Raw genomic sequence first — 25,082 nt, 5'->3', positions numbered from 1 at the left:
GGCGGGACGGCTAGTGAGAAGTTTCGTTTGCACCCACTGCATCGGTCTGGCGCTGGATGCGCCGCAATTGTCGGGCATTTTGCAGGCCGCAGCGTGCGGCAATAGCCTCAACAGTCAAGCTTGGGTCGTAGGCCAGAGTGCGCGCCAACTCAAGCCGCAGCTTCGTGGTGTATTCGTGAATGGTGAGGCCTGTTTCCTTGCGGAACGTGCGAGTCAGGTTGCGAGCACTCATGTTAGCGACTTCGGCCAGTTCTGGCAGGGTAGCACCGCGAGCCAGATTAGCAATAAGCCAATCTTGCACTTGGTGTACGCCGGAGCTGAGGTGGTTGCGATAGGCGAGATAAATGCTAGTTTGAGGGTGCTCACCCCCGCGCCGGGTATAGACGACGAGTTCCCGGGCCACTTGGGTGGCAAACAGCGGCCCGTGCTGTTGCTCCAGCAGGTATAGTGCTAGGTCAATGCCGGCCGTAATACCGGCGCTGGTATAAATCGTGCCGTCTTGGACAAATAACGTGTCGCGCTGGGCAAGCACAGTAGGGTAGGTAGCTTGGAATTCGTTTAACCTTTTCCAATGGGTAGTGCATTTCCTGCCGTCCAGCAGCCCGGCCTCCGCCAGCAGAAAGGCACCAGTACACACCGCGCACAGCCGCACGCCCCGAGCATCTAGTTCGCGCAGCCAGGCAAAAAAGGCCTGGCCCTCGGCTCGAAATGCGGCTGACTGCACGTACTGGTGGTCCAGCCCGGGAACGAATACCAGGTCGCCGGGTTCGGCCGTGACGCGCTCAAAAGGTAGCAACTGGGTAAAGCCCAAGCCCGTCGCACTCGTGACGTCACCTTGGTAGGAGCAGTATGTCAGGCGGTACGTGACGCCATAATCGGCGGCTTCATAGAAAACTTGCAATGGGCCCGTCAGGTCCAGCACTTGCACAAACGGTGGAACGGTAAAGATGATTTGCGGTAAATCGCTCATTTTTATTGAGTTTTATAGTGACAAAGGTACCCGCAAGCCGTGTTCCCAGCGGGCCAAATAGCGGACATTTTGAGCCAACTTTCTAGCTTTCCGCGGAAGCACCTGGCCGGGCCCCGCCCCCCGCTCAGTTGCCGAGAACAAGAGTCCGGTACAAGCACCTTGCCTGGTTGCCATAAAATGATTAGTAGCTGGTAAACAGCTATTGCGTGCCAAAATTTGGGGTGAGCAAACTTGCCCAGCGCCTACCAATCTGCAAGGTCAGGCGTCGCCACTGCCTAAGTGCACACACAGCTCTAGTTCTGGTAGTACTGCTTCTTTATCCAGAAGAAAAAATATTTATAAAATTCTTCCTTTCCAGCAACGCTAGCTAAAGCGCCCATTGGAGCAGGACTTTGTTGACGAAAAGTATGGAATTCATCAACTCAGTCAAGTAACGACGTCTTTATTTATGTCAGCTTGACTATTGTGCGTGTAGCCGGCCATTGACAAGAGATGCAGAGGTGGTTCGCAATAAAAAAGGCTGCTCATCGGGCAGCCTTTTTCTCTCTACGTTCAGCACGGCTATTTTATCAAAGCGGCGCGCTACGGTCTGCCCGTCTTTGGCGACTAGAACCAATGTATACATGCCTGTGGGCAGCGCCTCCACATCCACAATATCATGAGTGAGCCGGCCGCTAGCCACGGCTTTGCCCCAGCCGTTCAGAATGCGGTACTGGCCACCAGTCAGCGCGGCGGCCGCGCTCAAATGCAGCTTGTCCACTACCGGATTAGGATACACGTCTACCTCGCTCTTCCTCGGCAGCGCCGCCGAAGGAGCCCCAACCGTGCGCACTTGCACCGACGACACGCGGTCGTTCCAGTCGCTGGTCACCAAACAATCATTACTGCCGCTGATGGTAATTGAGGTGCCCTGGTAGTCGTCCTCGTCATAGAGCACCACTTCATAGCCGCTGTTGACACGCAACGACGAAATGTCGTTGTTGTCGATGCCCAGGGCAAGCAGTCGGTTGGTCGTGTAGCCACCTATTGCCGGCAAGGCTCGCGCATAGCCCCCGTAGTAGCAGTCCTGGTACAGCGTCATCGTGCCTGCCGGGCGCACTCGCAGGGAAGAAGCCCGGTCATTGAAGCTACGCCCATCCAGGCAGTCGTTGGTACCGACGGCCGTGATATACTCTCCCTGAAAATTGTCGTCAGCGAACAACTATACCTCGTAGCCGCTGGTTGGTGAACCCTCCCCCAGCATTGCTATCCCGCACCACGAACCGGAACCGGTATGAGCGGGCTACGTTCGAGAGCACTTCCCAAGTGGGCGTGGTATTGTTGCGGATATCCTGCAGGCGGAGAAAAGTGCGGGAACGGCTAGTGGTGGGCAAGAAGACCCGGAAAGCGGGCCCGGTAGTGGACGTTGTGGAAGACGGCATCACCGTAACCGTGTTGTCCATCGGCTCCCAGCTGTAAGTCAGGCCGGCCGTGCCGTCGGCGGCGGTGCCCGTCAGCGTGAAGGGCGTGCCACGCGGAATGGTGAAATCGTTGCCGGCGTTGGCAGTGGAATGTTATTGGCGAGTGGCGTCCGGACGGCGCAGCTATTGCCGGCTCCATTGCTAATGAAGTTCGTTATCTCCTGAATGTTGATGCCATGAAACGTAGCATCGGAATTGTTGGCTACATCAGGCGCACATATGCCAGCATACCCCATAATAATGGAGTCGCTGCCTGGTTCGACCGCTGTTGCTGGCTCCCTGTTACAATCGTTGTTTTGCGTGTGCCGTGCACCAAATTGGTGCCCTATTTCGTGGGCTACAAAGTCAACATCAAAAGGGTCGTTGACGGGAGTAGTTTGCCCTGATACACCTCGCGCTTTATTTGCGGTACACACACCGCCCAATGCAGCAAGTCCGCTGAGACTGGTTATGAACACGTGGCCTGTATCATAGTTAGCACCACCTATTACCGAGTTGAGCGTCGTGGCGTTTTCATTAATTATCGCACCGTCATTGCCATTCGTGTAGGGGTCATTCGCGGTTGTATAGACCAGTTGGTCATTGTTTCCGACCAGCACCAGCCGGACCAGTAGCACAAATTGTTATATACACGTTCCTGCGGTTAGTCGAAGGCACAGGCTATGGCAGAGTCGAATAACCTAAGAGCAGCAAGATGCATATTGCCGGCTGTCGACACGCTGAAGCTCTTAATGGCAGTCACGCCGGCTAAGACACCCACTTGGAATGTGTCGGCATAGCGAGTCAGGTGTAGGTTTTGAAGAAGAAATAAATGCTCATCAGCAGCCCGGCGGCCACTACGCCCCACCGTAAGCGGTTTGCCGGTGCTCGGCGGCCGTAGCAACTGCCCGCCCAGCCGCCAAGCACCGCGCCGGCCATCATGACCAGCGTTTGGGGCCATAGCACTAGCCCCGAAAACAGGAAAATGCTGGCCGATACAGCGTTGTTGCAGGTAACGAGCTGCACCTTTAGGGCGTTCATAGCATGGAGGTTACGCATCCCGGCCAAGCCCAACGCGGCGAGCAGCATAATGCCTAAGCCCGCCCCAAAGTAGCCGCCGTACACCCCAATTAGAAATTGGCCAATGAGTAGCCCTGCCGAGAGTGGGGGCAAGCTGTCGGCTGTTTGGTCCAGATTAGGATGTCCTTCCCTTGCGACGGCCGTTGGACAAGCAACCAGCCGCCCGCTCAGCGCGAATAGGAGCGTGGCTCCAAGTAATAAAAAAGGCACTAGGCGCAGAAATATCTGGGGCGGGGTGCGCAGCACCAGGCCCGCACCGGCAACTGCCCCGATGCTAGTAACCAGCAGTAGCGCAGTCACGGTCCGGTCGGGCCACGCCCATGGGCCGGCGTTGGCGGCCACGCTGGCCAGCGAACCGGGCCAAAGCGAAACGGCCGTCATGGCGTTGGCCGGCAGCGGCGGCACGCGGGTGAACACCAGGGCCGGAAACGCCAGAAACCCACCGCCCCCGGCCACGGCATTGAGGGCACTAGCGGCCGTGGCGGCGGCAAACAAAAAACCAGATTCAGAAACAGTCATCGAAGAATCGTCAGAGCAAAAAATAGGGAGACCCTGGCCGCGTCGGCGTGCCCAGGGTCTCTCGTTCCGCATTCAAGGCTTATTGCTGCACGTTTTTGGCTAGGAAAGCGTCGATGAGGCCGGCGATGTGCGCATGGTCCTCTTCTAAGGCAAAGTGCCCCGTATCGAGCAGGTGCAGTTCGGCATCAGGCAGGTCTTTTTTGAAAGCCTCGGCCCCGGCCGGCCCGAAAATCTCGTCGTTTTTACCCCACACCAGCAGCGTTGGAGGTTTACGGGTGCGGAAGTACTCCTGGAATATCGGGTAGCTGTCGAGGTTCAGGCGGTAATCGTGGAAGAGTTGGAGTTGCACTTCGCGGTTGCCGGGGCGGTCCATGTTGGCTGTGGCCAGCGTGTGGCCGTCAGGGGCGATGCGCTCGGGCTGGCGAGTGCCGTGGGTCCATTGCCATTGGTTGGCCTCGGGTGTTAGGTAGGCCCGCACGCCGGGCTCGGTTTCGGGGCTGGGGTTGGTGGCGTAGGCAAAAAGGGGTTCCCAAAATGGCGTGAAGCCTTCCATGTAGGCATTGCCCGACTGGCTAATAATGGCTTCGATGCGGTCGGGGTGGCGCGAGGCGAGCTTGAGGCCGAGTGGGGCGCCGTAGTCTTGGATGTAAATGGAGAAACGGCTGAGACCCACTGTGTCGATAAACTTCAACACCACGTTATAGAGCGACTCGAATGAGTACTCGAACTGGTCGGCGGGCGGAAATGAGGAGTTGCCAAAGCCGGGGTAATCGGGTGCGACGAGGTGGTAGCGGCTTTCGAGGTCCGACATCAGGTCGCGGAACATGTGCGAGGACGTGGGGAAGCCGTGCAAGAGCAGAATGGTAGGCCGGGTTGGGTCGCCGGCTTCGCGATAGAAGATGTCGAGGTTGTCGATTTTGACTGTTTTGTACTGCATGAGAATGGAGGTTGAATGGGTGATAAAAAGCGGTTTTTAAAGAAGTGGCCAGTCGCGGTGGACTAGCTGAATGCAGCAGGTTTAGACGCTGCCGCGCTTCATATTCATCTGATAAATAGCGTTATGAAGAAAGAAATTGGGCTGGTGTTAAAGCACAAGCAGGCCTGCCCGCCTGCACAGGCGGTTTTTTGCTGCTAGAGTAGCAGGCGGGCAGGAGTTAGTTTAGGAGACTAGGCGAGGCGGTAGCGCCGCTCGCGCTCTTGGATGGGGTAATCGTTGGCACTCATGTCGCGGCGGCGCATCAACCCGTGCTGGTCAAATTCCCAATGCTCGTTGCCGTGGGCCCGCATCCACTGCGAGGGATTGTCGGCCGGTCGGTACTCGTACTCGAAGCGAACTGAGATTCGGTTGTCGGTGAAAGACCACAGTTCTTTCATGAGCCGGTAGTCCAGCTCGCGGGCCCACTTGCGGCGCAGAAAGTCTTTGATGGCTTCGCGGCCGCGAAAAAACTCGCCACGGTTGCGCCACTCCGAGTCTTCGGTGTAGGCCAGAGCCACGCGCTCGGGGTCGCGGGAATTCCAGGCATCTTCGGCCGCTTGCACTTTGGCGCGTGCCGTTTCAACGGTAAATGGGGGAAGCAGGGGAGTTGCCATGTTTTGAAATGGAAATAAGGGGAGCGAATCAGAAACAGAACTAAGAGGGCGGTTGGGGACAACTGACGGAGCCAGGCAACGGCCCGGAGCGTCACTTCCGGGGAGAAGCGTGGGCCGGAGTGGGCGGAAGCTTACGGGCGAAAAAGCTGCGGATAACGGCAGCCATTGGTTCCCCGAACTCTTCCAGCGCAAAGTGGCCCGTGGGATAGAAGTGCATTTCCAGGTCGCGCACGTCGCGGCGCAAGCCCAGTGCCCCCGCTTTGGTGAACACGGGGTCATTTTCGCCCCACACCACCAGCGTCGGGGGCTGAATCCGGCGCAAATAGGCCTGCCACTCCGGGTAAAGCGGCGGGTTGGAACGGTAGTCGACTTTGTATTGAAACTGAATGGCCTTATTGCCAGGCCGGTCCATCAGGGCCTGGTCCAGGGTATATCCGTCCGGGGCAATGCGTGCCGGGTCGGACGCTCCGTGCAAATATTCAAACTTGGTGTAAGGCAGTTCAAACTGCGTCATGACCCGGGCAATGGCTTCGGGGGTACCAGCTTCGATGTTGGCCCGCGTGTCGCGCAGAATTTGCCCAAGCCCCTCAGCGTACAAGTTTCCGTTCTGCACGATGAGGCATTGCAGCCGCTCGGGGCGCTGGGTGAGCATGCGCAAGCCAACAGGGGCACTGTAGTCGAAGATGTACACCGAGCAGCGGGCAACACCAAGCTGGTCGAGCCAGTCGTTCAACAGCTCTGCCACTTGGGCAAAGGTGTAAGAGAAGGCAGCTGACGCTGGCACTTCAGTGTAGCCGAAGCCTGGGAAGTCGGGCGCCAGCACATGGTACTGCCCGGCTAACTCCGGCAGCAGGTTCCGGAACATGAAGGACGAGGACGGGAACCCGTGCAGCAGCAGCACAGTAGGGGCGGTAGGCGACCCGGCTTCGCGGTAAAAAAGCCGAACGCCGCGCACAGTCGCAAATGAATAGCGGACCATAACGGGAGGAGTGGAGGTAGGCGGCGCAGCCACAGCCAGGGTTGCGGCCAGCAGCAGCGGCAGCAGCACAGCCAAGCGCCGGATTAGGGACGAGTGTGTAGACAAGGGACGAAAGGCTAAGGAGCCGGCGGAGAATCGGCCGCTTGCTGGCGCCACCGCGCTATTTCCCCCTCCAGTTGGCGGACGTAAGCGGTTTGCTCGGCCAGGGCGGCGTTTACTTCCTCGGCCGTGTAGCGCGGGGTGATATGCTGCGGACAATTCCAGTCATAGGCCTGCACGGTCAACACCAGCATTCGCTCCGGCCGGTGTGGGTAGTCGGCGGGGTCAAGCTGGGCGAACAGCGCCGGCTCTTCGCTCAGCTCCACAATGCGGGCATTGGCGTAGATTTTCAGTCGGGTTCGGCGGGGATAATCCATCAGCAGCACAGACACCTGCGGGTGGGTGAGCAAGTTGCCCACCGAGATGTACTGCTTGTTGCCCGTGTAGTCGACAAAGCCGAGGCGGTGAGAATCTATCACTCTCAGGAAGCCTTTCGGCCCACCCCGGTGCTGCACGTACGGGTAGCCATTCTCGCCGATGCTGGCTAGGTAAAAGCTGTCGCGTTCGGCCAGAAACGCGGCTTCGTGCTCGGTAAGCCCCGCAGTATAAGTGTGGTTCTCCTGCCGTGCATAAGCCGCACGGCTACCATAGCGCTGTTGTAGTTGCTTAACTGGTTCGGTAAAAGCCAGGGCGGCATAAGTAGCCATTGGATAAGGAAGTAAGGGTGAGATTTGGGCAAAGTGATTTCGATAGCTATTCGCGCCAGCTAACCGGGAGAAAGAGCGGGAATCTATTCTAAAACAATTGGTCAATTATTGGTCAAAAAAATTAAACCAACACTTGCAGGCCAGTTTCAATGATGGGTATTAAATCCTGCGGAGTGTACATGCGGCGGGAAATGTTCAGGCCATTCCAGAGGTTGATGAGGTAGCGGGCCAGGGCGCGGGGGTCGGCCGATTGGGAGAGCTGGCCCGCTTGTTGAGCCTGACTCAGTGCTTCATAAAACACCTGCTCGACGGCCATCAGCCCCTGAGCGGCAAGGTGCTGCATCTCGGGGTCGAGTGTAGCCATTTCCACGAGCGTGTTGCCGAAATAACAGCCCTTGGCCGCTACCGCGGCCGCGTGGCTCGGGTCTGCCAACGCCCGAAAGGTTTGACATAGGACTTCCAGCGGGTCCGAGCCTTGCTGCAGGGCCTGCCGCAGCGCCCGCAGGAATTCGTGACCAAACTGCTTGGTGGCCTGTACGAACACGCCTCGCTTGCTGCCGAATGTATGGTATAGGCTACCCTTGCGCAGGCCCATAGCCGCCAACAAATCCTCAGTAGACGTGGCCCCGTAACCCTGGCGCCAAAATAGCTCCTGGGCTCTGCTGAGTGCGTCCACTTCGTCGAATTCTTTAGGTCGGCCAGCCACAGTTAGGGAGGTTTTAACGTTTGATGGGTCAAAGGTAATATACTTTACCATTCGGTCAAGTATTATGTCCATTTTATTTTTCAGACCGCGACTGTATTGGGCTTTTCTTACTCGACAGCATGCGAGCCTTTGTCAGGTATTAGGCTGAGAAAGGGTCCTCTTCGTTACTGATGGGCCACTCAATAGAGGCGAAAGACGCGATAATCTCACTTAAAAATAGTATTCAATCTTTATCGGCCATTATATTCCTCGGCAGTGACTCCGAAATCGGATTTATGTAATAGAGGCGTCTGAAACTACGGTTCGCTATCGTAGCAGAGCGTGATACGCCGGTGGTAAGCGCTAGGCCTTGCTCTTTTCGCACTTGCTGACTATTCTGCCAAATTTGCCGCCATGCACCCTGTTTTGGCTTATGCCGACCGAATTGTGAAACTCCAGGCGCCGGCCCGCGACGAGTTTCTGGGCGCCTTCGTGCGGCAGGAGTTTGCCAAAGGCTCGCGCCTGCTGCGGGCCGGGCAAGCGAGCCAGCACTACCACTTCATCGAGCAGGGCTTGGTCAAATCCTCGTTCTACAAGGAAGACAAGGAGTTCATCATGAACTTCTTCAAGGAGAACATCTTGTTTACAGAGGTCAACAGCTACCTGACCAGCGCGCCGTCCAAGTACCAACTGCTGGCCCTGGAGCCAACCATCGTCCACAGCATTGCGCGGCCGGACATTGAGCGCCTTTGCCGCGAGCACCACGCCGTCGAGACGCTGTTTAAGCAGCTGCTGGCCTTTGCCTCCGTTGGGATGATGAAGCGCATCAGCGAGATGCTGGAGGAAAACGCCACCACGCGCTACCAACTGTTTTTGCGGGAGCGAGGGCCGCTGCTCCAACGCATCAGCCTGGGCGATTTGGCGGCTTATCTGGGCATCACGCAGGTGTCGCTGAGCCGCATTCGGGCCGGGCAGTAGCTTTTTATCATTTGTTAAAAGACCGGATGAGGCCGGCGGGTAGCTTTGCTGAAAACTTCCGCAACTCAATCATCCACAACCAAATCAGTGAAAGCAATGAACCCCAAGGCTGATTTCTATTTCAACAAAGCCGGAAAGTGGCTGGAAGCACTGGAGCAACTCCGAACCTACGTTCTGGACTGCGGACTGACCGAAGAAGTGAAGTGGGGCGTGCCCTGCTACACGTTCGAAAACCGGAACATCGCGCTGCTGCACGTATTCAAAGACTACTGCGCGGTGCTGCTTTTCAAAGGCGCTTTGCTGCGCGACGACGAGGGCCTGCTGGTTCAGCAAACGGAGAATTCGCAGGCCGCGCGTCAGCTTCGGTTCACTGCTGCCCAAGAAGTAGTGGCGAGAGAAGCCACCCTCAAGGCCCACCTTCAGCAGGCCATCGAAGTAGAGCAAAGCGGGCTGAAAGTGCCCTTCAAAAAAGCCGATGAGTTCATCCGGCCGGAAGAGTTCGAAAGCGAGTTACACGAAAACCCAGCGCTGCAAAACGCTTTTCACGCGCTGACGCCCGGGCGTCAACGGGCGTACCTGCTCTATTTCTCGGCGCCTAAGCAAGCCAAAACGCGGAAGGCCCGGATTGATAAATCGGTGCCGCACATTTTCAACGGCCGGGGGTTGAACGACTAGCGGAAGGGCCGATGCGGCGGCACCGATGTGCTCTTTGTCTTTAAAACCAGCACAAGTTTGCCCAGTACAGCTTATTGCCGGATTCGAGGCCTAAGTCAGGCCTCTACGGCTGCGCCACTGGCAAGTCGGTACCGCGCTGCTTAGCCGCGAAACCGGCTACCTTGGGGAATGAACGTTTCAGAAAAGCCGCTGGCCGCTGCCCCCGTCACCCTGGTTCGGGCCTTTGGGGCCGTCAGCGGGACCTTGCTGGTCGCGGGCATTGTGATTGGGTCCGGGGTTTTTAAAAAGATTGTGCCCCTGGCGCAAAGTGGGCTGAGCGAAGGGTGGATTCTGGCGGCTTGGGTGGTGACGGGCTTCGTTACGCTGTGCGGCGCCCTGAACTTGTCGGGCATGGCCTCGCTCACGGAGGAGTCTGGCGGCGTCTACGAGTACCTGCGCCTCTCGTTTGGCAATTTTGCCTCGTTCCTGTTCGGGTGGACGGATTTTGCCATCATCGGCTCCGCTTCGGTGGCCGCGCTGGCCTTCATTTTTGCTCAATCCGTCAACGCCCTGCTGCCGCTGCCCAACCCGCTCCAAGACTGAGCGCAGCTCTCAATTGGCGGGCTGATTTATCCCTTTGCCGACTCCGGCATCAAGCTCCTGGCCATCGGCACGGCGGCGGCCCTCACCTGGGTAAATTACCGCGGGGTGAGCGGCAGCGGGCAACTCAGCAACGTCTTCACGGCCGCTAAAATCGGCGGCATTCTGCTGCTCATTCTCGCGGGCTTGTTCTTGGCTTCGCCGAACCCCGGCGGCACCTCGGCCGCTGTGGTGCCGCCGCAAGAAGTCTCGCTGACCAGTGCATTTTTTGGCGCGCTGCTCAGCGTATTCTGGGCCTACGACGGCTGGGTGGACCTTTCCTTCGTGACGGGCGAAATCAAAAAACCGCGGCGCAACGTGCCGCGCGCCATCGTCGGCGGAGTGAGCGTGGCCGTAGTGCTCTACGTGCTGGTTAATTACGCCTACCTGCGGGCCCTGCCCCTGGCCCAACTGGCGGCCGTGGGCCCGAACGAAATCGGAGCGGCCACGGCCGCCGAGGCCCTGCTGGGCCGGTGGGGCAAAACGGGGGTTACGGTCCTGATTCTGATGAGCGTGTTCGGCACGCTGAACGCGGTAATGCTCTCGCACAGCCGCATTCATTTCCGCATGGCGCAAGAGCGGTATTTCTTCCAATCGGCGGCGGCGGTGCACCCCCGCTACCGCACGCCCCACCGCGCCCTGCTCTATACCCTGGCCTGGAGCAGCCTGCTGATTGTCTCCGGTTCGTTTGAGCGCCTGACCGACTTAGTCATCTTCGCCACCTTTCTGTTCTACGGCCTGCTGGCCGTGGCAGTGATAAAAATGAAGCGCCAGGGGCGCATTCCGGGCCCGGTGCCGGGCTACCCGTACGTGCAAATCGTGCTGCTGCTCTTCGCCCTCATCTTCACCGGCCACACCTTAATTACGCAACCCACCCAGTCGCTCCTGGGCCTGGGGCTGATTCTGACCGGCTTGCCGTTTTATGCGTATTTCCGCCAAAAGGCCCGAATGCAGCCGAAGAGCAAACCCAGCCAGGAGATATAGTTTTCCGCAATAAGACAAGCTAAACCTAGTCCCGGTTGCTGCTTTTGGCCTGCCGGATGGCCTGGCCTTCCTTCAGGTTGAAGCGGTAGACGAAGCCCAGCCGGTAGCGGGCCGCGTTGCGGTTATTGACTTGGTTGAAAACAAAGTCTTCCCCCGTGGTTTGGGTACGTGTTTGGTTGGTGTTGAAGATGTTGCTGCCGTCGAGCGACAGCGTGGCCTTGTCGGCGAGCAGGTTCTTGCTCAGGCCGAAGCTGGCCACGTGGATGGCGGCCACGCGGGTTTGGGCGTTGCGCTGGGCGCCGCTGAAGTCGTAGCGGGCTTGGAGGTTGAACTTCGCCGGCAGCTTGAACTTGGTGATGAGCCGGCCGGTGAGGGCCTGGCCCTCGAAATCGAAGTTTTGCTCGGCCACGCGGCCTTGCTGTCGGAAATTGAACGCGTTCAACTCGCTGTTCAGCTGCAGCCATTTGGCGGGCTGATAGGTCAGGGCCAGCTCCAGGCCGCGGCGGACCTCCTGGCTCAGGTTCACGGGCGTGCTGATGAACACGCCCAGCGGGTCGCGGTAGGTGTAGGTTTGGATGATGCCGGCGGTGTGCTGATAGTAGAGCGAGGGGTTGAGCGTGAGCGGGCCCCACTGGCGCAGCAGGCCCAGCTCCACCACGTCGGCGAAGGACGGGTTCAGGTCTGGGTTGCCGACCTGCTGCGCGTTCAAGTCGGTCAGCTCGTTGAAGGGGTAGAGCAGCCACAGCGAGGGGCGGTTGATGCGCTTGCTGTAGCTGAGCTGCGTGGTCAGGCCCTCTTTGAATTGGTAGCTCAGGTTCACGGTCGGGAACAGGCGGTTGTAGTTCTTCTGGCGGGAGAAGCTGCCTTCGCGGTCGGCGATGTCGATGCGCGTGAGTTCGGCCCGCAGGCCGATTTGGTACGACAGGCTTTTAACCTTGCTGGCCACTTGGGCGTAGCCGCTGCTGATGAGCTCGTCGTAGCGCAACTGGTTGTTGATGCCCCGGAACACGGCCCAGGCGCCGTCCCGCTCTTCTTCGGCGAGGTAGTCGCTGGTCACTTGGCGGCCCTCGGCTTTCACGCCCAGCTCCAGCGTGGTGCGCTCGCTGAGCGGCTGCACCAGGTCGGTTTGCGCCCGCAGGTCCTTGCTGGCGCCTATTGAGCGGCTGCGGATGCCGGGCCGCGCCAGGTTTTGCGGGGAGAGGAGGAGCGTGTTCAGGGTCCAGTCTTTGGTGCTGTTCCAGTAGTCGTATTGCACGTCCACGGTGTACTTGCGGCCCGGCTGCTCGAATAGGCGCGTGTAGTTGAATTCAAACTGGTTGTAGCTCCGGTTTTCGCGCGAGGTGCCGTCGCGTTGCAGGGTGCTGTCGGCTTGGCCTTGCGCGTTGGTGTAGTCGTAGCGCAAAGCAGTTTTGTCGCGGTCGCGGGTCTCGTCTTTGAAGAAGGCGGCCGTGAGGGTGTTGCGCTCGTTGAAGTAGTAGTCGGCGCCGAGGTAGAGCACCCGGCTGCCGTCGTGCCGGTCTTCGCGCTGCCGCTGGCTCAGGTAGGCCGGGCGGCGGTCGAGGTTGGTGACCTGGTTGGTGCGGTAGCGGCCCAGGTAGTCCGATGAGCGCAGGCCGGCGTTGGCGAAGACGTTGAACTTGTCGGACTTGTAGCTCAGGTTGGCGTTCAGGCGCGAGTCGTTGGGCAGGCCGCCCACCGCGCGGAGTTGCCCGCCCAGGCCGGGCTGCTTGTTTTTCTTGAGGATGATGTTGACGATGCCGGCGCTGCCAGCCGCATCGTAGCGCGACGAGGGGTTGGTGATGACTTCCACCCGCTCAATTTGCCCGGCCGGAATCTGGTCCAGGGTGTTGGTTTGGGTCAGGCCCGAGCGGCGGCCGTTGATGAGCACGGTCACGTTGGGGTTGCCGCGCAGGCTGATGGCCCCGGTCGAAGTCACCGCCACCGACGGCACCCCGCCCAGCACGTCGTTGGCCGAGCCGCTCTGGGAAATCAGGTCCTTGCCCACTTCAAACACCTTTTTGTCGAGTTGCAGGCTGACGCCGGGCTTTTCCCCCGTCACCGTCACCTCGGCCAGTTGCGTGGCATCGACCTGGAGCGACACCGTGCCGATGTCAACCTTGCCGCCCACCGCCAAGGGCTGGCTGACGGTTTGGTAGCCCATGAACCGGAACTCAATGGTCAATTCGCCCGCCGGAATGCCTTCCAGCCGGAAGCCGCCCTGTTCGTCGCTGATGCCGCCGCCCACCGGCTGCGCGGCTGCGTCTTTCACGTTGATGGTGGCGTACGGAATCGGCGCCCCGGAGGCGCGGTCCTGCACCTTGCCGCTAACGGTGTGGCCCGGGCCGGGCGCGGCGGGCTGCTGAGCGGCGGCGCGGCCACCGAATAGAACCGACAAACAGAGAATGAGCCATGCTTTCATGGCACAAGGCTAGGGGGCATTCAACCCGACCCGGCGTAAATCCTTGCCAACGGCTCCAGGGCCTAGTGAACGACACGAAACCCGGGGAGGGACAACCATACCTTTACGGGCATGTTCCGGCTCCTCTCGTTTCTGCTTTTGCTGCTCGCAATGGCGTCTTGTCGGCCCAGCGACACGTTGTACGATTTGGAAGACGCGCTCTACCGCACCGGCGACGACCCGCGCTGGGCCACCTCACGGTACGACGATGCTGGCTGGCAAACCCAAGGCGACACCGTCAACCGAGGAATATTCTGGGTGCGCCGCAAGATAATCCTGATGCAGCGCGACAGCACGCAGCCGTTGGGCTTGCAGCTCCGGGCCTTCGGCGCGTTCGAGGTGTACTGGGACGGCACGCTGATTAGCCGGAACGGGCAGCTGGGCTCCCGCACGCGGCCCGAAGTGCCCGGCACCGAAATCAGCTACCATCTGGTGCCCGATTCTTTGGCCGGGCGGGGCTGGCACCAACTGGCGCTCCGAACCACGCAAGGCTATTTGCGCGACGACCTGCATTTTGTGGGGGTGAAGCTGCAGAGCTACCCGCGGCTGCTGCGCGAGCCCCTCATCGTCACCGCCTTCGTCAACCTGATGGCCGGCGCCTTGCTGATGGCGGCGCTGTACTACGCGTTTCTGTTCGGCAACAGCCGCCAACGAGAGTATGGTACGCTGATTTTCAGCGTTATTTGTCTGCTCTGCTTCGCCCTGCTGATGGCCGAGTACGCCAAAGTGTACCTGGAAATTCCCTACAGCTATTTCAACTCTCGCCTCGAAATCATTGGCTGGCTCACGTTCGCCATTGCCCTGCTGGTGCCTTTGTACTTCGCCATTCAGTTCGACCTGCGGCGCAAGGGCTTGTTCGCCGGCGTGCTGCTGGTCGTGCTAATTGCCATTTACATTGCCTATTACACCGAGTACGACCTGACGGCTGAACGCCTGAGCTGGGCCATGTGGGTCGCGGCGCTGTTCGTGGTGGTCATGGCCTTGCGGCGCCGGGCCAAAGGCAGCGCGCTGGTGCTGGCCGGCCTGCTGGCCAGCGCCGTGAGCAGCTTCTTTCTGCACTACGATTACACCTTGTTCATCACCTACACCATCATCGTGCTGTGCATGCTCTACCTGCACACCAACCGGGTGCGGGCCCTGGACCACGAGCGGGAGGCCGCCCTGCTGCTCTCGGCCCGGCTGAAATTGGAGCTGCTCAAGAAGAACATCCAGCCCCACTTCATCAAGAACACGCTCACCTCGCTGCTGGATTGGGTGGAAGAATCGCCCAAGCAGGGCGCCGTATTCATCCAAGCCCTGGCCCGGGAGTTTGACTTGCTCAACAACATGGCCGAAGCCACTCTTATTCCGGTGAGCCAGGAAATTGAGCTGTGTCAGACCCACCTGCACGTGATGCAGTTCCGCAAGGAAATCCGCTACGAGCTGGAGCAGTCCGGCATCGACCCCACCGACCAGATTCCGCCGGCCATCTTCCACACCATGCTCGAAAACGGCATCACCCACAGCCTGCCCCCGGCCGACGGCTGCCTGCGGTTCAAGCTCAGTTTCGAACGCGCTGGCAAGTACAAGCACTACCGGCTGCTGGCCTGCGCCCCCGCCCGGCCCGCCGAGCAAGGCGGCAAAGCGGGCAGCGGCACGGGCTTTCAGTACATCCGGGCCCGCTTGCAGGAAAGCTACGGCACCGGCTACACGTTTCACTCGGCCGCCGTGCCGGAGGGCTGGCTCACTTCCATCACCATCGCCCAAGCGCCATGAGGATAGTCATCGTAGAAGACGAGGCCCGCATCGCCCGCCGCATCGAGCGCATGGCGCGGGCGTTTTTCGGCAAGGACCTGGAGCACCTGGTCGCCTGCGAATCGATAACCCAGGGCCTGCACGCCCTGGAAACCGCCGCGCCCGACCTGCTGCTGCTCGACCTGAACCTGAACGGCAACGACGGCTTCGGCCTGCTGGAAAGCGTGAGCGCCGGCGCCTTTCACACCATCATCATCTCGGCTCACGCCGAGAAGGCCATTACCGCCTTCGCCCACGGCGTGCTGGATTTCGTGCCCAAGCCCTTTGCCGAAGAACGGCTAACCCAAGCCTTTGCCCGCGTAGCCGCCACCGTCAAAAAGCAGGACAGCGGCCTAAAATTCCTGGCCGTAAAAAAGCACGGCAACATCGTCCTAATCGACATCAAGGACCTGCGCTACATCAAAAGCGCCGGCATTTACTCGGAACTGCACCTCAAAAACGGCCACAAGGAGCTGCACGACAAGTCGCTGGAAAAGCTTGAGCAACTGCTACCCGCTTCCTTCGAGCGCATCCACAAATCCTACATCGTCCCGATTGAGCAGGCGGCAAAAATCCTGGTGCAGGAAGGCGGCAAGTACCAGCTTCAATTACAGAATGGTGAGCTGGTGCCCATTGGTCGGTCTAGGTATAAAGAGCTGAAAGGCCGGTTGCTGTAAGGATTTCCGCCGCTGGACAAGGCGTACGAATCCCGGGCCACACGGCGCTTGCAACAGTCAACTACAACCGTCGCTCTAAGCGAGCGACCAAAGAGCAAAGGCATGCAGGATTCTGTGTGCCGCTGACTAGTGCTATCGCATCGCATCTAGCCAGCCCAACTGCTGCCCAGTTGGCTTACATGCCCGGGCCGCCGGGGCAATTGGCTTCTCAGAGGAAGTAGGGAAATGAAAGCGCTATGTAATTTTGAAACATGTCAGGCAGAGTCTATATCACTGATTTGAAAGGTGTTGAATGGGGGCTAGTGGAACCCTACGTGCGTACGAGCGGCTACGGCCGGCCGCCGTTGCACCGTAAACGCGCGGTACTCAACGCCCTTTTCTACCAGTTGCGGGCGGGCGGTGCCTGGCACCTGATGCCGCACGAGTTGCCGCCCTGGTGCACGGTGTATAAGCAGGTTGCGGCCTGGCGGGAGGACGGCACCTGGGATAAGCTGCTCGCTGCTTTGCGCCGCCACGTGCGTCACCTCAGCCGCGACACCGGCGGGCGTGGGCAGGATGCTGACGGTGGGTTCTTCCACGGCAATGCTGTTGTCAAGGGGCCGGCCCAGTAGGTAATTGAACTGGGTGCGAGCCAGCTGGCGGCGGTTGGCGGCCGTGGCCAGGTCGCGCTGGTTGCCGGCCAGCTGAGCCTTGGTGGTATACACTGCGTCGTAGGTACTGATTCCCTCGTGGAGGCGGGTCTCGTTCACGCGCAGCAGTTCGGCGAGCGTTTGGGCGCTGGTGTGGTACACGGCCACGGCCGCGCCGGCCTGCAGGTACTGGTAGTAGGCCACCTCAATCTGGTGGCGTAGGGTGTTGTGGTAGGCGGCTTGCCGCGCCTGCTGCACCGAGAGCAGTTCCTGCTGGACCTTATAGTTGTAGTAGATATTGGTGTTGAACAGCGGCTGAATGATGCGCAGTTTGGTTTCCTGGAAGTTATTGGGCAGCAGTTGTTCCGAGACGTTGGCGACCTGCGGAAACTGTTGGTGCCGGTCAGTGTGTTCAGCGCCCGGTAAGCAGGATTGACCAAGTCACCAGCGGGAATGTCGATGGTGCGCCCGCCGTTGGCCAGGGTGTACGAGGCATTGAATTGCACCTGTGGCTGGTAGAGGCCAGCAGCTTGGCGTACCTGCTGGGCGGCCGTGGCCACGGCAATGCCCTCCCGGCGCAGGGCCACATTTTGGGCTAGTCCGGTGTCGATGTAAGCTTGCAGCGTGCGGTTGGCTAGTTGTGTAGCCGCTGTCTACGGAAGTATCAATGCGAATAGCACGCTGGCCAGAGGCCACCAAATACAATATTTATTACCAATGGTAAACATGTGAACAGTGTTCATGAATAGGCCAAAAAAAGGTCACAGACCGTGCTGGAGAACCTGCGCGAACAATGCCATGACTTCTTCCATGATAGCTTGGCGGCGGTCTTCGGGGAAAATCATCATCCGCTTGCGCAAATACAGTGTAGCCAAACCGTGCACTTGGCTCCAAGCCATCAGCGCGGCGGTTTCGGCGTTGTCGGTGCGGGTAAACACCCCCGCATCGATGCCGTGCTGCATCACTTGTACTACCCGTTCGAACGCCGCCCGACCGCTGGCCCAGGGCGTGGTTTCACCCCGCGCCTCCACGGCCTGCATCGGGCCGTTCATGACAAACATCAACTCAAACAATTCGGGATGCTGAAATGCGAATTCCAGATACTTATGCCCTACAGCCTCCAACTGCTTAGCCGGGTGCTCGATGGCAAAAACCGACTCAAATGAGCGAGCCAGCTGACCAAACGCCTGGCTTTGCAGGGCAAACAGCAGCTCGTTCTTGTTCTTGAAATACAAGTAGATAGTAGCCGGGCTGTACTCAATGGTCTCAGCAATGTTACGCATGCTGACCTTCTCAAATCCTTGCTCGTTGAACAGGCGCTGCGCTGCCATCAGGATGGCCTGCCGCCGCTCGGTTTTCTCGCGCTCTTTACGTTCACGGATGCCCACAGAATAGGGTTCGCCAGTTTACGATGCAAATATAATGAACAGCGTTCACATTATGATACCACGTATCCTTTTGCTCGCACCACTTGAGCGAATAATTATATTCAAACTGTAGCGTATCAATGAAATTTTTGTGTCAAAATTTTAAGTGAGGCCAATATCAGAACCTGACGATTAACTCATTCTACTTCCTCTTAGGGCAAACTTGCTGCCTTTGGCCGCGCAGTAATGGGCGTACCTGCCGTCGCCGGGGAGGGTTCGTCAAAGGCATAAACTCTGGGTGCTTTCATGGTAATCTTTTCTGGTTGATGACCCTGTAAATGTCGCCCCAACCGGTCGGCCTACTTTAGTCAAGATGCGCTTTGCCTTGGGCAAAATCACGCTCGGTACTGTTCAGTAATACCCGGCCAAAGAATTGCTTTTCGGCTGCTCCAACAACTAAAAAAGTAGCACCACTTTGCCCTGCGTCCGGCGCGACTCCATATTCCGCTGAGCCGTCTGAACCTCGGTCACCGGGTAAGTCTGCACGGGTAGTTGCAGCTGGCTGGCCTGGAAGTAGCCGAGCAACTCGGTGATATAGAACCCGATATGGGCCATTTCGCCAAAGAGTGAATAGCCCCGCACCGCCTGATGCTGCCACAGCAACTGTTGGGCAATCAGCTGAGTGGGCTCGCCACTGGCCTCGCCGTACACTACCCCGATACCGCCCACCGCCAGGGCTTGCAGCGCCTCGGCCCCTACCCGGCCGCCCACGCCGTCAAACGAAGCGGCCACGCCTTGTCCATCGGTGGCTGCGCGCACCTACTGCACCCAATCGGTCTCGACGTAGCTCACTACCACGTCGGCCCCGCTGGCCAGGGCGGCTTTCTTTTCTACGCTGCCCACGGCGGCAATCACGCGCAGGCCCCGGTTTTTGCCCACCTGCACCAGCAGCGAGCCCACGCCGCGGGCAGCCAGCACCAGCACCGATGGGTAAGTGTTGATGTTGAGCAGGCCCACCGCTGTGGGCCCCTGCGAGAGTAGTGCTGTGGCCTCGGCCTCGCCCAGATTGGTCGGCAGCGCAATCACCTGCGTGGCCGGGGCAAGGGCGTACTCCGTGTAGTCACGTAGGGCAGCGAAATAGACCGTCTACTGGTCCCTTTGCGCTAGTAGATGTCGGCGTAGTTTACCCCGGCAGCGACTACTTTAATTAAGACTTCGCCTGCTCCTGGCCGGGGCGTAGGCACTTCCACAAGCTGTAAGACCTCGGGGGCGCCGAATTCGGTAAATTGTACTATTTCCATGGATTTATTGATAAAGTGAGCTTATAAATGCTGGACTATTACATCAATACACTGAAGTAATAGCCCTTTCGATAGAAGTTGAATCCTTACTCATGCTGGCTTGGTCACCAGCGCCAGGCCCAATTCTGTTCTAATTTTTATCAGAATACTTCGATGCGATATTGACGCCGTTGCCCGGTTCACTTGCACTCAAGCCATACCTCGAAGTTGACTTCTTCAGGCAGTGACTGCTGAACGACACCCTCCTACCAGGGGATTTCGCCGGTTTCGGGGTTGTTTTCCTCGCTGAAAAATTTGCCGGTTGGGCCGTCCTCGCCGATTAGAGCGTACTTCACTAGGCGGGTGGCGGCCTGCTCCACGGTGCCGGTGCCGCGGTGGTGGTTGAAATCCGTGGCCGTAAAGCCGGGGTCCACGGCGTTGACTTTCGCTTTCGTCTCGCGCAGTTCGTAGGCCAGGATGATGGTGTACATGTTCAGGGCCGCCTTGGACGAGTGGTAGACGGCGCTCTTGTTGCGGTAATATTTCCAGGTAGGGTCGTTATGCAGCGTGAGCGAGCCCATGCCCGAGCTCACGTTCACAATTCGGGGCTGGGCGGACTTTTGCAGCAAGTCGAGGAAAGCCTGTGTGACGCGCACCACGCCAAACACGTTGGTCGCGTACACGGCTTCAAACGTGGAGATGGCAACGCCGGTGGCCGTTTGCGGTAGGCCGCCGTTGACGCCCGCGTTGTTGACGAGCACGTCCAGCACTTCGGTCTTGTGGCCGATGGTGACGCGAGCGGCCTGCACCGACTCCGCGTCGGTAACGTCTAGCTGCACGGCTTCGGCGGCGGGCAAGCCTTCGGCCCTCAGTTTTGCTACGGTCTGCTGGCCGTTTGCCAAGCTGCGGCTGCCGATGAACACGTGAAAGCCCTCCTGCAGGAGCTGGCGGGCGGTTTCCAAGCCGATGCTTTTGTTGGCCCCGGTAATCAATGCGGTTTTCATAGTCCTTATCATTAAAATTGCGGAAACCCGACCAGCCGACATGGCCGTCCTCGTCCGCTTTTTGATACGACAAAGTTCCCGCTCAACTGGGAGGGCCGCGTAAAGACAATCAAACCATAAAGTATGATAATCAAACCTTATTTGCTCGGAATGCTTTAGGAATCCGGCCGGTCACGCGCTTAAAGAAGTTGTTGAAGTAGGTGGGGTAGTCAAACCCCAAGCCGTAGGCGATGTCGGCGACGCTCCAATCGGTGTGCTGCAGTAGGGCCTTGGCTTCGGCGGCAATGCGCTCGGCGATATGGACAGAAGTTGGCTTGCCAGTCACTTCCTTCACCGCGCGGTTGAGGTAGTTGACATGCACGGCCAGACTGGCCGCAAAATCCTGGGCCGTGCGGGCCTGGAGTGGTTTAGCCGTGCTTTCGATGGGAAATTGGCGCTCCAGTAATTCCAGAAAAAGTTGGGTGATGCGCTTAGCGGCATTCTTTTTCTTGTTCCCTTCGGGAGTTGGCTGGATGAGAAGCGCCTCGTGCAGAATAAGTTCCAGGCAAGTGCGGAGCAGCCCGTTCTTGTGGGCATAGTTTCCCCGGTACACGGCCAGCATCTGCTGAAAGATGCTGGTCATAAATCCAGCCTGTTCGCTGGTCAGGGGAATTACGGGCACGGCGTCGACGCGAAACAGCGGGGAATCGTACAGCAACTCGGTCCGCTGCCGACCCGCGATAAAGGCTTCGGTAAACAAACAGGCATAGCGCTTGCCGCCCGCCGACCGGTCTACCACCGAATGGGGCACATGGGGATTGGCTAAAAACAGGAAGGGCCCCTGTGCCTCGATGGTTTGCGCTCCCGCATGAATGGTCAGTTCCCCGTTTACCAACACTATCTTATAAAAATCCCGCCGGCCTTGGGTTGGCGTGGGGCTGACGGTGCCCTCCATCTCGTAGACCTTGAATCCTTTGGATTGTAAATCCGAGGTGTAAACTGCAAGACTATCGGCGGGTGAGTTAGTTTTCATGCGACAAAATTAATAAAATCAAACCTTGCCCGGCTGTTGGTCTACCCGCAATCGGCGCTGCTTGTTCAACTGCCGCCTGGCCGGGTAGCCTGCCCCCGCCGATACATAACCGATTCAGCTCTTGTCACTTACCACGGGCACGTTGCCGGGGCGGGAAAGTATTCTTCACTGAAGTACTTGCCGGTGGGGCCATCCGGGCCCAGCAGTGCATACTTGACGATGCGCTGCCCGGCCTCTTCCACGGTGCTGGTGCCCTGGTAGCCAGTGAAGTCGGTTTGGGTATAGCCCGGGCACACTGCGTTGACCTTAAAGAGAGTGTCGCGCAGCTCGTAGGCCAGGTTGACGGTGTACATGTTCAAGGCCGTTTTTGAGGCTTGGTATACGGGGAAGCGGTAGGCGAAATTTGCGTTATCGAGGTCGGCGTATAGCGTCAGCGACGCCATGGCGGTGCTCACGTTGACGATGCGCGGCTCCGGCGATTTTTGTAGCAGGTCGAGGAACGCCTGCGTGACCCCGGCCACGCCGAACACGTTGGTTTCAAACACGGTCTGGAACTGTTCCAACGTGGCGTTCAGCGCCGATTGGGACATGCCGCCGGAGATGCCGGCATTGTTAACCAGCACATCCAGCATCGGCGTCTTTGCGCCAATCGCCGCCCGGGCCGCCCGGATGGAGTCGGGACTGGTGACGTCCAATTGCACGGCTTCGAGGTTGGTGAGACCGGCGGCGTTAAGCTCTTGCACCGTGGCTTGTCCGTTTTCTAGGTCGCGGCTGCCGATGTACACGAAATACCCTTGCTGAGCGAGTCGTTTGGCGACTTCCCGGCCAATGCCTTTGTTCGCGCCGGTTATTAATGCTGACTTCATGTGCTTGATTAATGAAATGTAGGAGAAAAAGTAACGAGCAGAACTATTCTGAATGGTTTATTTTATTGCGAGTAAGTATTTGACATAAAGGTTTTTATGCAGTGATGTAGACAGGTTTAAAAGTGCGCAGCGTGTCCCGAAGGCGCGGCGTGACGGGCTTCGTCTCTCAGAGGGCGGGAAGCATTACAATTGCGAGAGTAGCGCCTCAGGCTGGGGTACTGGCCCTGGCTGGCCACCAACCAGCGACTGGCGGAGAAGAGCCACCGGCAACCACACTTTCTGCTGCTATTGTTGCTGCCGGTTAGTAGTCGGAGCACTTTGGCGACCGGAGCCTCACCGGCTCAGCCGGTCGTTGCTAGATGGTGGACTCGTGACCCTGCCAGGGCCGACGGGGAATAGCCAAAGTGCTTTTTGAAGGCGTAGGAGAAGTGCGCCAGGTTCTCGAAACCCACTTCCAGGTACAGCTCGACGGGCTTTCTGCTTTTCTCCGCGAGCTGGTAATGGGCCAACGCCAACCGTTTCTGGGTGAGCCAGCGCTGGGGGCTCAGTTGAAAGGCTTTCTTGAAGTCGCGCTTGAAGGTAGTCAGGCTGCGGCCGGTCAAGTAGCTGAACTTGGCCAAGGGCATGTTGAACATGTAATTCGCCTCCATGAACTCGACCAGGTTCAGTTTGCCGGGCTCGGAGAAGTCGGCCAGTACCCCATCGCTGTGTGGGTCGAGGCTGCGCAATATTTCCATCACCTCGGCTATTTTAACGGCCAGGAGCTTTTCCGGCAAGCGCTGCTTGAGTTCCAGGTAGGGCAGCAGGGAGGTAAACAGACTCGCTAGCAGCGGGCTTTTCGGAAAGTGCAGCAGGCCAGGACCCGCCGGCCGGGCCGGCGCCGGGGCATTCTCCGTGTAATACGCCCGCACCAGGGCCGTGGGCAGCTTCAGGATCACGGCTTGGTAAGCGACGGCGTCCTTGGGATATTTGAGCAGAGTAGCTGGCTGCTTGCGGGGCAACAGCACCGTTTCGCCTGGTCCGCAGTAGCACATGCGGTCGGACTGGACCACCTTCAGTTCGCCTGCCAGGACCCCCACCAGAATGTGGTCATCGGGAGCCAACTCGCCGCCGTAACGCTGGTCGCCGCTACAAACCGCCACTATTTCCGCGTAACGGTTTAATTGCTTTGAGGTCATAGAGGAGTGCGATTAGAGGTTTACTCGGCAGCTTGCTCCGGTGTGAAGCATTGATTGACAAAGCAAAATTAGGCCGCCCAGCACGGGGGGGCTTTGTTTAAAAGGCCGAATATGCTTTACTCAATAGTCCAGATCAGTGGAGAGGCGGCAAACAAGCATTTCGGGGCGCCACCTGTGCCACCTAGGTGGTAACCGCGACTTGAAACGCCAGCCTATAAAGCACATTGTTTACTAAAGCTACCCAGCCTACCTGTAGGAACAGGCTCGTCAGTTGCCCTAGCGCCGAGCTGGCTGCTCTTTCGTTATCGGCCGTATGCTGCTGCACGGTGACCTGGTGACCATCGACGTTTCGGCGGAATGGGTGGCTACTGGGTCGATAACGGTGGTTCTTACGTGCTTGAAACAGGTATCCACTAGTACCAGCCACTGGTCGATACGTCCCGGCGCAGCCGGCTTTACCGCAGCACCAAAAAATTAGGACCGAGGACAAGGAGTTGTTAAAGATCCTCTCAGAAAACGGAGAATGTGGCACGTTAAAGAATTTGCCCGGTTAATTTGCCCGCGACAGCTGTGGATGAAAAAACTACTGTGAAACAAATTTTTATATTGGCAGATTGTCGCCTTGGGGATGCGTAAAAGCTGGGCAATCTCTTTCACTCCCAATTTCCGTTCGCAATAGAGCGTCTCCGCCATGATGGCCAAGTGCTCGGCTTTTTCGGAAAGCCCCTGGTGCCGACCCTCTACCCAGCCGCAGGCCTGGACAGATGCTAACTCGGCGGGGGTACCCTCTCGAATCAGTTCCCGCTCAAATTCGGTTTCTGTCATCTGCCAATAGGCTAACTTGCTGCGTCAACAGCACCATTGAGTAGTCAAGCAAAAGTAACCGTGTAGTGCTTGTAGAGCAGTTTTGGACCATGCTATTACCAGTCAACCCGCTTATTGTCAATAATTTACGCGGACTGCACCCACGCTAGCGGCAGCGGGCCCTGGCTATTTTGGGCCACCACCGAGGCCAGTCGCTGCCCCAATTGGCGGCCGTGTTCGCCGTGCACTACGCCACGGTCTACGACTGGCTCGGGGCCTGGCAGCAACACGGCGTAGTCGGCCTTGCCGAAGGCCATCGCGCCGACCGGCCGCCGAAGCTGCCCGAGACCGTCCAAAAAAGTAACCAGGTTCTCTGAACTGTTTTACGGTCATCGACCTGCAAAAAGGGACCAGCTAAATGGCGCAGCATAACGGCCGTGGCTGTTGCCGAACTCCATCGGGAGTCTGAAAAGCCGCTTGAGCAGGTGCTAAGCCGCTAAAAAGACTTGGAATAAGGCCCTTTCAGGCACCTACGAGTGCGGCAGTCCACTTTGTGAGGCTTTTTGCAGAGTTCTGCAACAGCCACGGCCGTTTCGCGTTGCAATAACCTGCTCTTAACAAGCGAACTGCCATCGCTTAACGTGCTATACTCTCCGCTTCCTGAGAGGATCCCAGGTAGCACGGTCCAGCAGGCTCGTTTCCACCAGTAGGGGCACGTAGGTGTTGTTAGAAGGCCGTCGCAAAGGCGATGTATTCGCGTACACTGCGTTG

25 protein-coding genes and 2 pseudogenes are annotated in these 25,082 nt (G+C 58.5%); 7 read left to right on the top strand and 20 right to left on the bottom strand.

The features are described from left to right. Nucleotides 1–10: 10 nt before the first annotated feature. The 10 genes from WX88_RS22325 to WX88_RS22290 all read right to left on the bottom strand — a co-directional run bounded on the left by WX88_RS22325 (nt 11) and on the right by WX88_RS22290 (nt 8,029). Nucleotides 11–970: a GlxA family transcriptional regulator gene (locus WX88_RS22325; protein WP_046246648.1), complete on the bottom strand. Its 960-nt coding sequence runs from the start codon at nt 968–970 to the stop codon at nt 11–13. Nucleotides 971–1,430: 460 nt separating this feature from the next. Continuing rightward, a complete protein-coding gene (locus WX88_RS22320) occupies nt 1,431–2,171 on the bottom strand; it encodes a peptidase inhibitor family I36 protein (protein ID WP_052732987.1) in 741 nt (246 codons plus the stop codon). Then, nucleotides 2,161–2,412, bottom strand: coding sequence for a hypothetical protein (locus WX88_RS30395; protein ID WP_156176350.1), 252 nt, complete (start codon nt 2,410–2,412; stop codon nt 2,161–2,163). The genes WX88_RS22320 and WX88_RS30395 overlap by 11 nt, the downstream gene beginning before the upstream one ends. A gap of 50 nt (nt 2,413–2,462) precedes the next feature. Continuing rightward, nucleotides 2,463–3,047: a reprolysin-like metallopeptidase gene (locus tag WX88_RS29025; protein WP_072053082.1), complete on the bottom strand. Its 585-nt coding sequence runs from the start codon at nt 3,045–3,047 to the stop codon at nt 2,463–2,465. A 166-nt stretch (nt 3,048–3,213) separates the two neighbouring features. After that, nucleotides 3,214–4,008, bottom strand: a complete 795-nt coding sequence (locus WX88_RS22315; RefSeq protein ID WP_046246647.1) for a sulfite exporter TauE/SafE family protein — start codon at nt 4,006–4,008, stop codon at nt 3,214–3,216. Nucleotides 4,009–4,087: 79 nt separating this feature from the next. After that, nucleotides 4,088–4,945, bottom strand: coding sequence for an alpha/beta fold hydrolase (locus WX88_RS22310; protein WP_046246646.1), 858 nt, complete (start codon nt 4,943–4,945; stop codon nt 4,088–4,090). 230 nt (nt 4,946–5,175) lie between these two features. After that, on the bottom strand, nt 5,176–5,598 hold the full coding sequence (locus WX88_RS22305; protein ID WP_046246645.1) for a nuclear transport factor 2 family protein: 423 nt from the start codon (nt 5,596–5,598) through the stop codon (nt 5,176–5,178). Between the two features lie 91 nt (nt 5,599–5,689). Further along, the gene (locus WX88_RS22300; protein ID WP_197076898.1) at nt 5,690–6,682 is read right to left on the bottom strand and encodes an alpha/beta fold hydrolase; all 993 of its coding nucleotides are present in this window, start codon (nt 6,680–6,682) and stop codon (nt 5,690–5,692) included. A gap of 11 nt (nt 6,683–6,693) precedes the next feature. Then, nucleotides 6,694–7,323, bottom strand: a complete 630-nt coding sequence (locus WX88_RS22295) for a pyridoxamine 5'-phosphate oxidase family protein (protein WP_046246644.1) — start codon at nt 7,321–7,323, stop codon at nt 6,694–6,696. 121 nt (nt 7,324–7,444) lie between these two features. Next, nucleotides 7,445–8,029: a TetR/AcrR family transcriptional regulator gene (locus WX88_RS22290; RefSeq protein ID WP_046246643.1), complete on the bottom strand. Its 585-nt coding sequence runs from the start codon at nt 8,027–8,029 to the stop codon at nt 7,445–7,447. A gap of 393 nt (nt 8,030–8,422) precedes the next feature. On the opposite strand from WX88_RS22290, the gene WX88_RS22285 reads away from it, so the two are divergent. From WX88_RS22285 to WX88_RS22270, 3 genes and pseudogenes are all read left to right on the top strand, one after another. Further along, nucleotides 8,423–8,986 carry a Crp/Fnr family transcriptional regulator gene (locus WX88_RS22285; RefSeq protein WP_046246642.1) on the top strand — a complete coding sequence of 188 codons (564 nt, stop codon included), beginning with the start codon at nt 8,423–8,425 and terminating at the stop codon, nt 8,984–8,986. 96 nt (nt 8,987–9,082) lie between these two features. Beyond that, complete coding sequence (locus tag WX88_RS22280) at nt 9,083–9,661, top strand: YdeI/OmpD-associated family protein (RefSeq protein WP_046246641.1); 579 nt, start codon at nt 9,083–9,085, stop codon at nt 9,659–9,661. A gap of 168 nt (nt 9,662–9,829) precedes the next feature. After that, a pseudogene (locus WX88_RS22270) lies at nt 9,830–11,263 on the top strand (APC family permease). A gap of 25 nt (nt 11,264–11,288) precedes the next feature. Here the strand turns inward: WX88_RS22270 and WX88_RS22265 are convergent. Beyond that, complete coding sequence (locus WX88_RS22265; protein WP_046246638.1) at nt 11,289–13,682, bottom strand: TonB-dependent receptor domain-containing protein; 2,394 nt, start codon at nt 13,680–13,682, stop codon at nt 11,289–11,291. A gap of 111 nt (nt 13,683–13,793) precedes the next feature. Here WX88_RS22265 and WX88_RS22260 point away from each other — a divergent pair, with 111 nt between their 5' ends. The 3 genes from WX88_RS22260 (at nt 13,794) to WX88_RS32190 (ending at nt 16,782) form a co-directional block, all read left to right on the top strand. Beyond that, on the top strand, nt 13,794–15,476 hold the full coding sequence (locus tag WX88_RS22260) for a histidine kinase (protein ID WP_052732984.1): 1,683 nt from the start codon (nt 13,794–13,796) through the stop codon (nt 15,474–15,476). Then, complete coding sequence (locus tag WX88_RS22255; RefSeq protein ID WP_046246637.1) at nt 15,473–16,171, top strand: LytR/AlgR family response regulator transcription factor; 699 nt, start codon at nt 15,473–15,475, stop codon at nt 16,169–16,171. Before WX88_RS22260 ends, WX88_RS22255 begins: the two co-directional genes overlap by 4 nt. A 251-nt stretch (nt 16,172–16,422) precedes the next feature. Further along, nucleotides 16,423–16,782 carry a transposase gene (locus WX88_RS32190; protein ID WP_156176349.1) on the top strand — a complete coding sequence of 120 codons (360 nt, stop codon included), beginning with the start codon at nt 16,423–16,425 and terminating at the stop codon, nt 16,780–16,782. A gap of 3 nt (nt 16,783–16,785) precedes the next feature. On the opposite strand, the pseudogene WX88_RS32185 reads toward WX88_RS32190, so the two are convergent. The 9 genes and pseudogenes from WX88_RS32185 to WX88_RS22210 form a co-directional block, all read right to left on the bottom strand. Next, nucleotides 16,786–17,130: pseudogene (locus WX88_RS32185) on the bottom strand (TolC family protein); the annotation flags it as partial. 431 nt (nt 17,131–17,561) lie between these two features. Continuing rightward, nucleotides 17,562–18,188: a TetR/AcrR family transcriptional regulator gene (locus WX88_RS22240; RefSeq protein ID WP_046246634.1), complete on the bottom strand. Its 627-nt coding sequence runs from the start codon at nt 18,186–18,188 to the stop codon at nt 17,562–17,564. 435 nt (nt 18,189–18,623) lie between these two features. Continuing rightward, a complete protein-coding gene (locus WX88_RS22235; RefSeq protein ID WP_046246633.1) occupies nt 18,624–18,986 on the bottom strand; it encodes a zinc-binding dehydrogenase in 363 nt (120 codons plus the stop codon). Further along, nucleotides 18,987–19,253: an MDR/zinc-dependent alcohol dehydrogenase-like family protein gene (locus tag WX88_RS22230; protein ID WP_046246632.1), complete on the bottom strand. Its 267-nt coding sequence runs from the start codon at nt 19,251–19,253 to the stop codon at nt 18,987–18,989. 77 nt (nt 19,254–19,330) lie between these two features. Continuing rightward, entirely contained in the window at nt 19,331–19,468 is a 138-nt protein-coding gene (locus tag WX88_RS30380) for a hypothetical protein (protein WP_156176348.1), read from the bottom strand. A 245-nt stretch (nt 19,469–19,713) separates the two neighbouring features. Beyond that, a complete protein-coding gene (locus tag WX88_RS22225; RefSeq protein ID WP_046246631.1) occupies nt 19,714–20,451 on the bottom strand; it encodes an SDR family oxidoreductase in 738 nt (245 codons plus the stop codon). A 130-nt stretch (nt 20,452–20,581) separates the two neighbouring features. Next, a complete protein-coding gene (locus WX88_RS22220; protein ID WP_046246630.1) occupies nt 20,582–21,463 on the bottom strand; it encodes a helix-turn-helix domain-containing protein in 882 nt (293 codons plus the stop codon). A 128-nt stretch (nt 21,464–21,591) separates the two neighbouring features. Then, nucleotides 21,592–22,329 (bottom strand): SDR family oxidoreductase, encoded by a 738-nt coding sequence (locus WX88_RS22215; protein WP_046246629.1) that lies wholly within the window; start codon nt 22,327–22,329, stop codon nt 21,592–21,594. Between the two features lie 341 nt (nt 22,330–22,670). Continuing rightward, nucleotides 22,671–23,507, bottom strand: a complete 837-nt coding sequence (locus WX88_RS22210; protein WP_046246628.1) for an AraC family transcriptional regulator — start codon at nt 23,505–23,507, stop codon at nt 22,671–22,673. A 995-nt stretch (nt 23,508–24,502) separates the two neighbouring features. Between WX88_RS22210 and WX88_RS32180 the strand changes: the two genes are divergently transcribed. Next, a complete protein-coding gene (locus WX88_RS32180) occupies nt 24,503–24,688 on the top strand; it encodes a helix-turn-helix domain-containing protein (RefSeq protein ID WP_072053081.1) in 186 nt (61 codons plus the stop codon). Nucleotides 24,689–25,082: the final 394 nt, after the last annotated feature.

It is taken from the genome of Hymenobacter terrenus, from assembly GCF_000972495.1.
Lineage (GTDB): Bacteria > Bacteroidota > Bacteroidia > Cytophagales > Hymenobacteraceae > Hymenobacter > Hymenobacter terrenus.
This window is presented reverse-complemented; position numbering and strand designations above follow the sequence as displayed.

Bases quoted from the DNA above. Each gene is read 5' to 3' on its own strand.
- WX88_RS22220 (WP_046246630.1), bottom strand. From the start codon at position 21,463: ATGAAAACTAACTCACCCGCCGATAGTCTTGCAGTTTACACCTCGGAT.
- WX88_RS22260 (WP_052732984.1), top strand. From the start codon at position 13,794: ATGTTCCGGCTCCTCTCGTTTCTGCTTTTGCTGCTCGCAATGGCGTCT.
- WX88_RS30395 (WP_156176350.1), bottom strand. From the start codon at position 2,412: ATGGACAACACGGTTACGGTGATGCCGTCTTCCACAACGTCCACTACC.
- WX88_RS32190 (WP_156176349.1), top strand. From the start codon at position 16,423: ATGTCAGGCAGAGTCTATATCACTGATTTGAAAGGTGTTGAATGGGGG.
- WX88_RS22210 (WP_046246628.1), bottom strand. From the start codon at position 23,507: ATGACCTCAAAGCAATTAAACCGTTACGCGGAAATAGTGGCGGTTTGT.
- WX88_RS22215 (WP_046246629.1), bottom strand. From the start codon at position 22,329: ATGAAGTCAGCATTAATAACCGGCGCGAACAAAGGCATTGGCCGGGAA.
- WX88_RS22295 (WP_046246644.1), bottom strand. From the start codon at position 7,323: ATGGCTACTTATGCCGCCCTGGCTTTTACCGAACCAGTTAAGCAACTA.
- WX88_RS22280 (WP_046246641.1), top strand. From the start codon at position 9,083: ATGAACCCCAAGGCTGATTTCTATTTCAACAAAGCCGGAAAGTGGCTG.
- WX88_RS22305 (WP_046246645.1), bottom strand. From the start codon at position 5,598: ATGGCAACTCCCCTGCTTCCCCCATTTACCGTTGAAACGGCACGCGCC.
- WX88_RS22325 (WP_046246648.1), bottom strand. From the start codon at position 970: ATGAGCGATTTACCGCAAATCATCTTTACCGTTCCACCGTTTGTGCAA.
- WX88_RS22310 (WP_046246646.1), bottom strand. From the start codon at position 4,945: ATGCAGTACAAAACAGTCAAAATCGACAACCTCGACATCTTCTATCGC.
- WX88_RS22225 (WP_046246631.1), bottom strand. From the start codon at position 20,451: ATGAAAACCGCATTGATTACCGGGGCCAACAAAAGCATCGGCTTGGAA.
- WX88_RS22255 (WP_046246637.1), top strand. From the start codon at position 15,473: ATGAGGATAGTCATCGTAGAAGACGAGGCCCGCATCGCCCGCCGCATC.
- WX88_RS22315 (WP_046246647.1), bottom strand. From the start codon at position 4,008: ATGACTGTTTCTGAATCTGGTTTTTTGTTTGCCGCCGCCACGGCCGCT.
- WX88_RS22285 (WP_046246642.1), top strand. From the start codon at position 8,423: ATGCACCCTGTTTTGGCTTATGCCGACCGAATTGTGAAACTCCAGGCG.
- WX88_RS22265 (WP_046246638.1), bottom strand. From the start codon at position 13,682: ATGAAAGCATGGCTCATTCTCTGTTTGTCGGTTCTATTCGGTGGCCGC.
- WX88_RS30380 (WP_156176348.1), bottom strand. From the start codon at position 19,468: ATGGAAATAGTACAATTTACCGAATTCGGCGCCCCCGAGGTCTTACAG.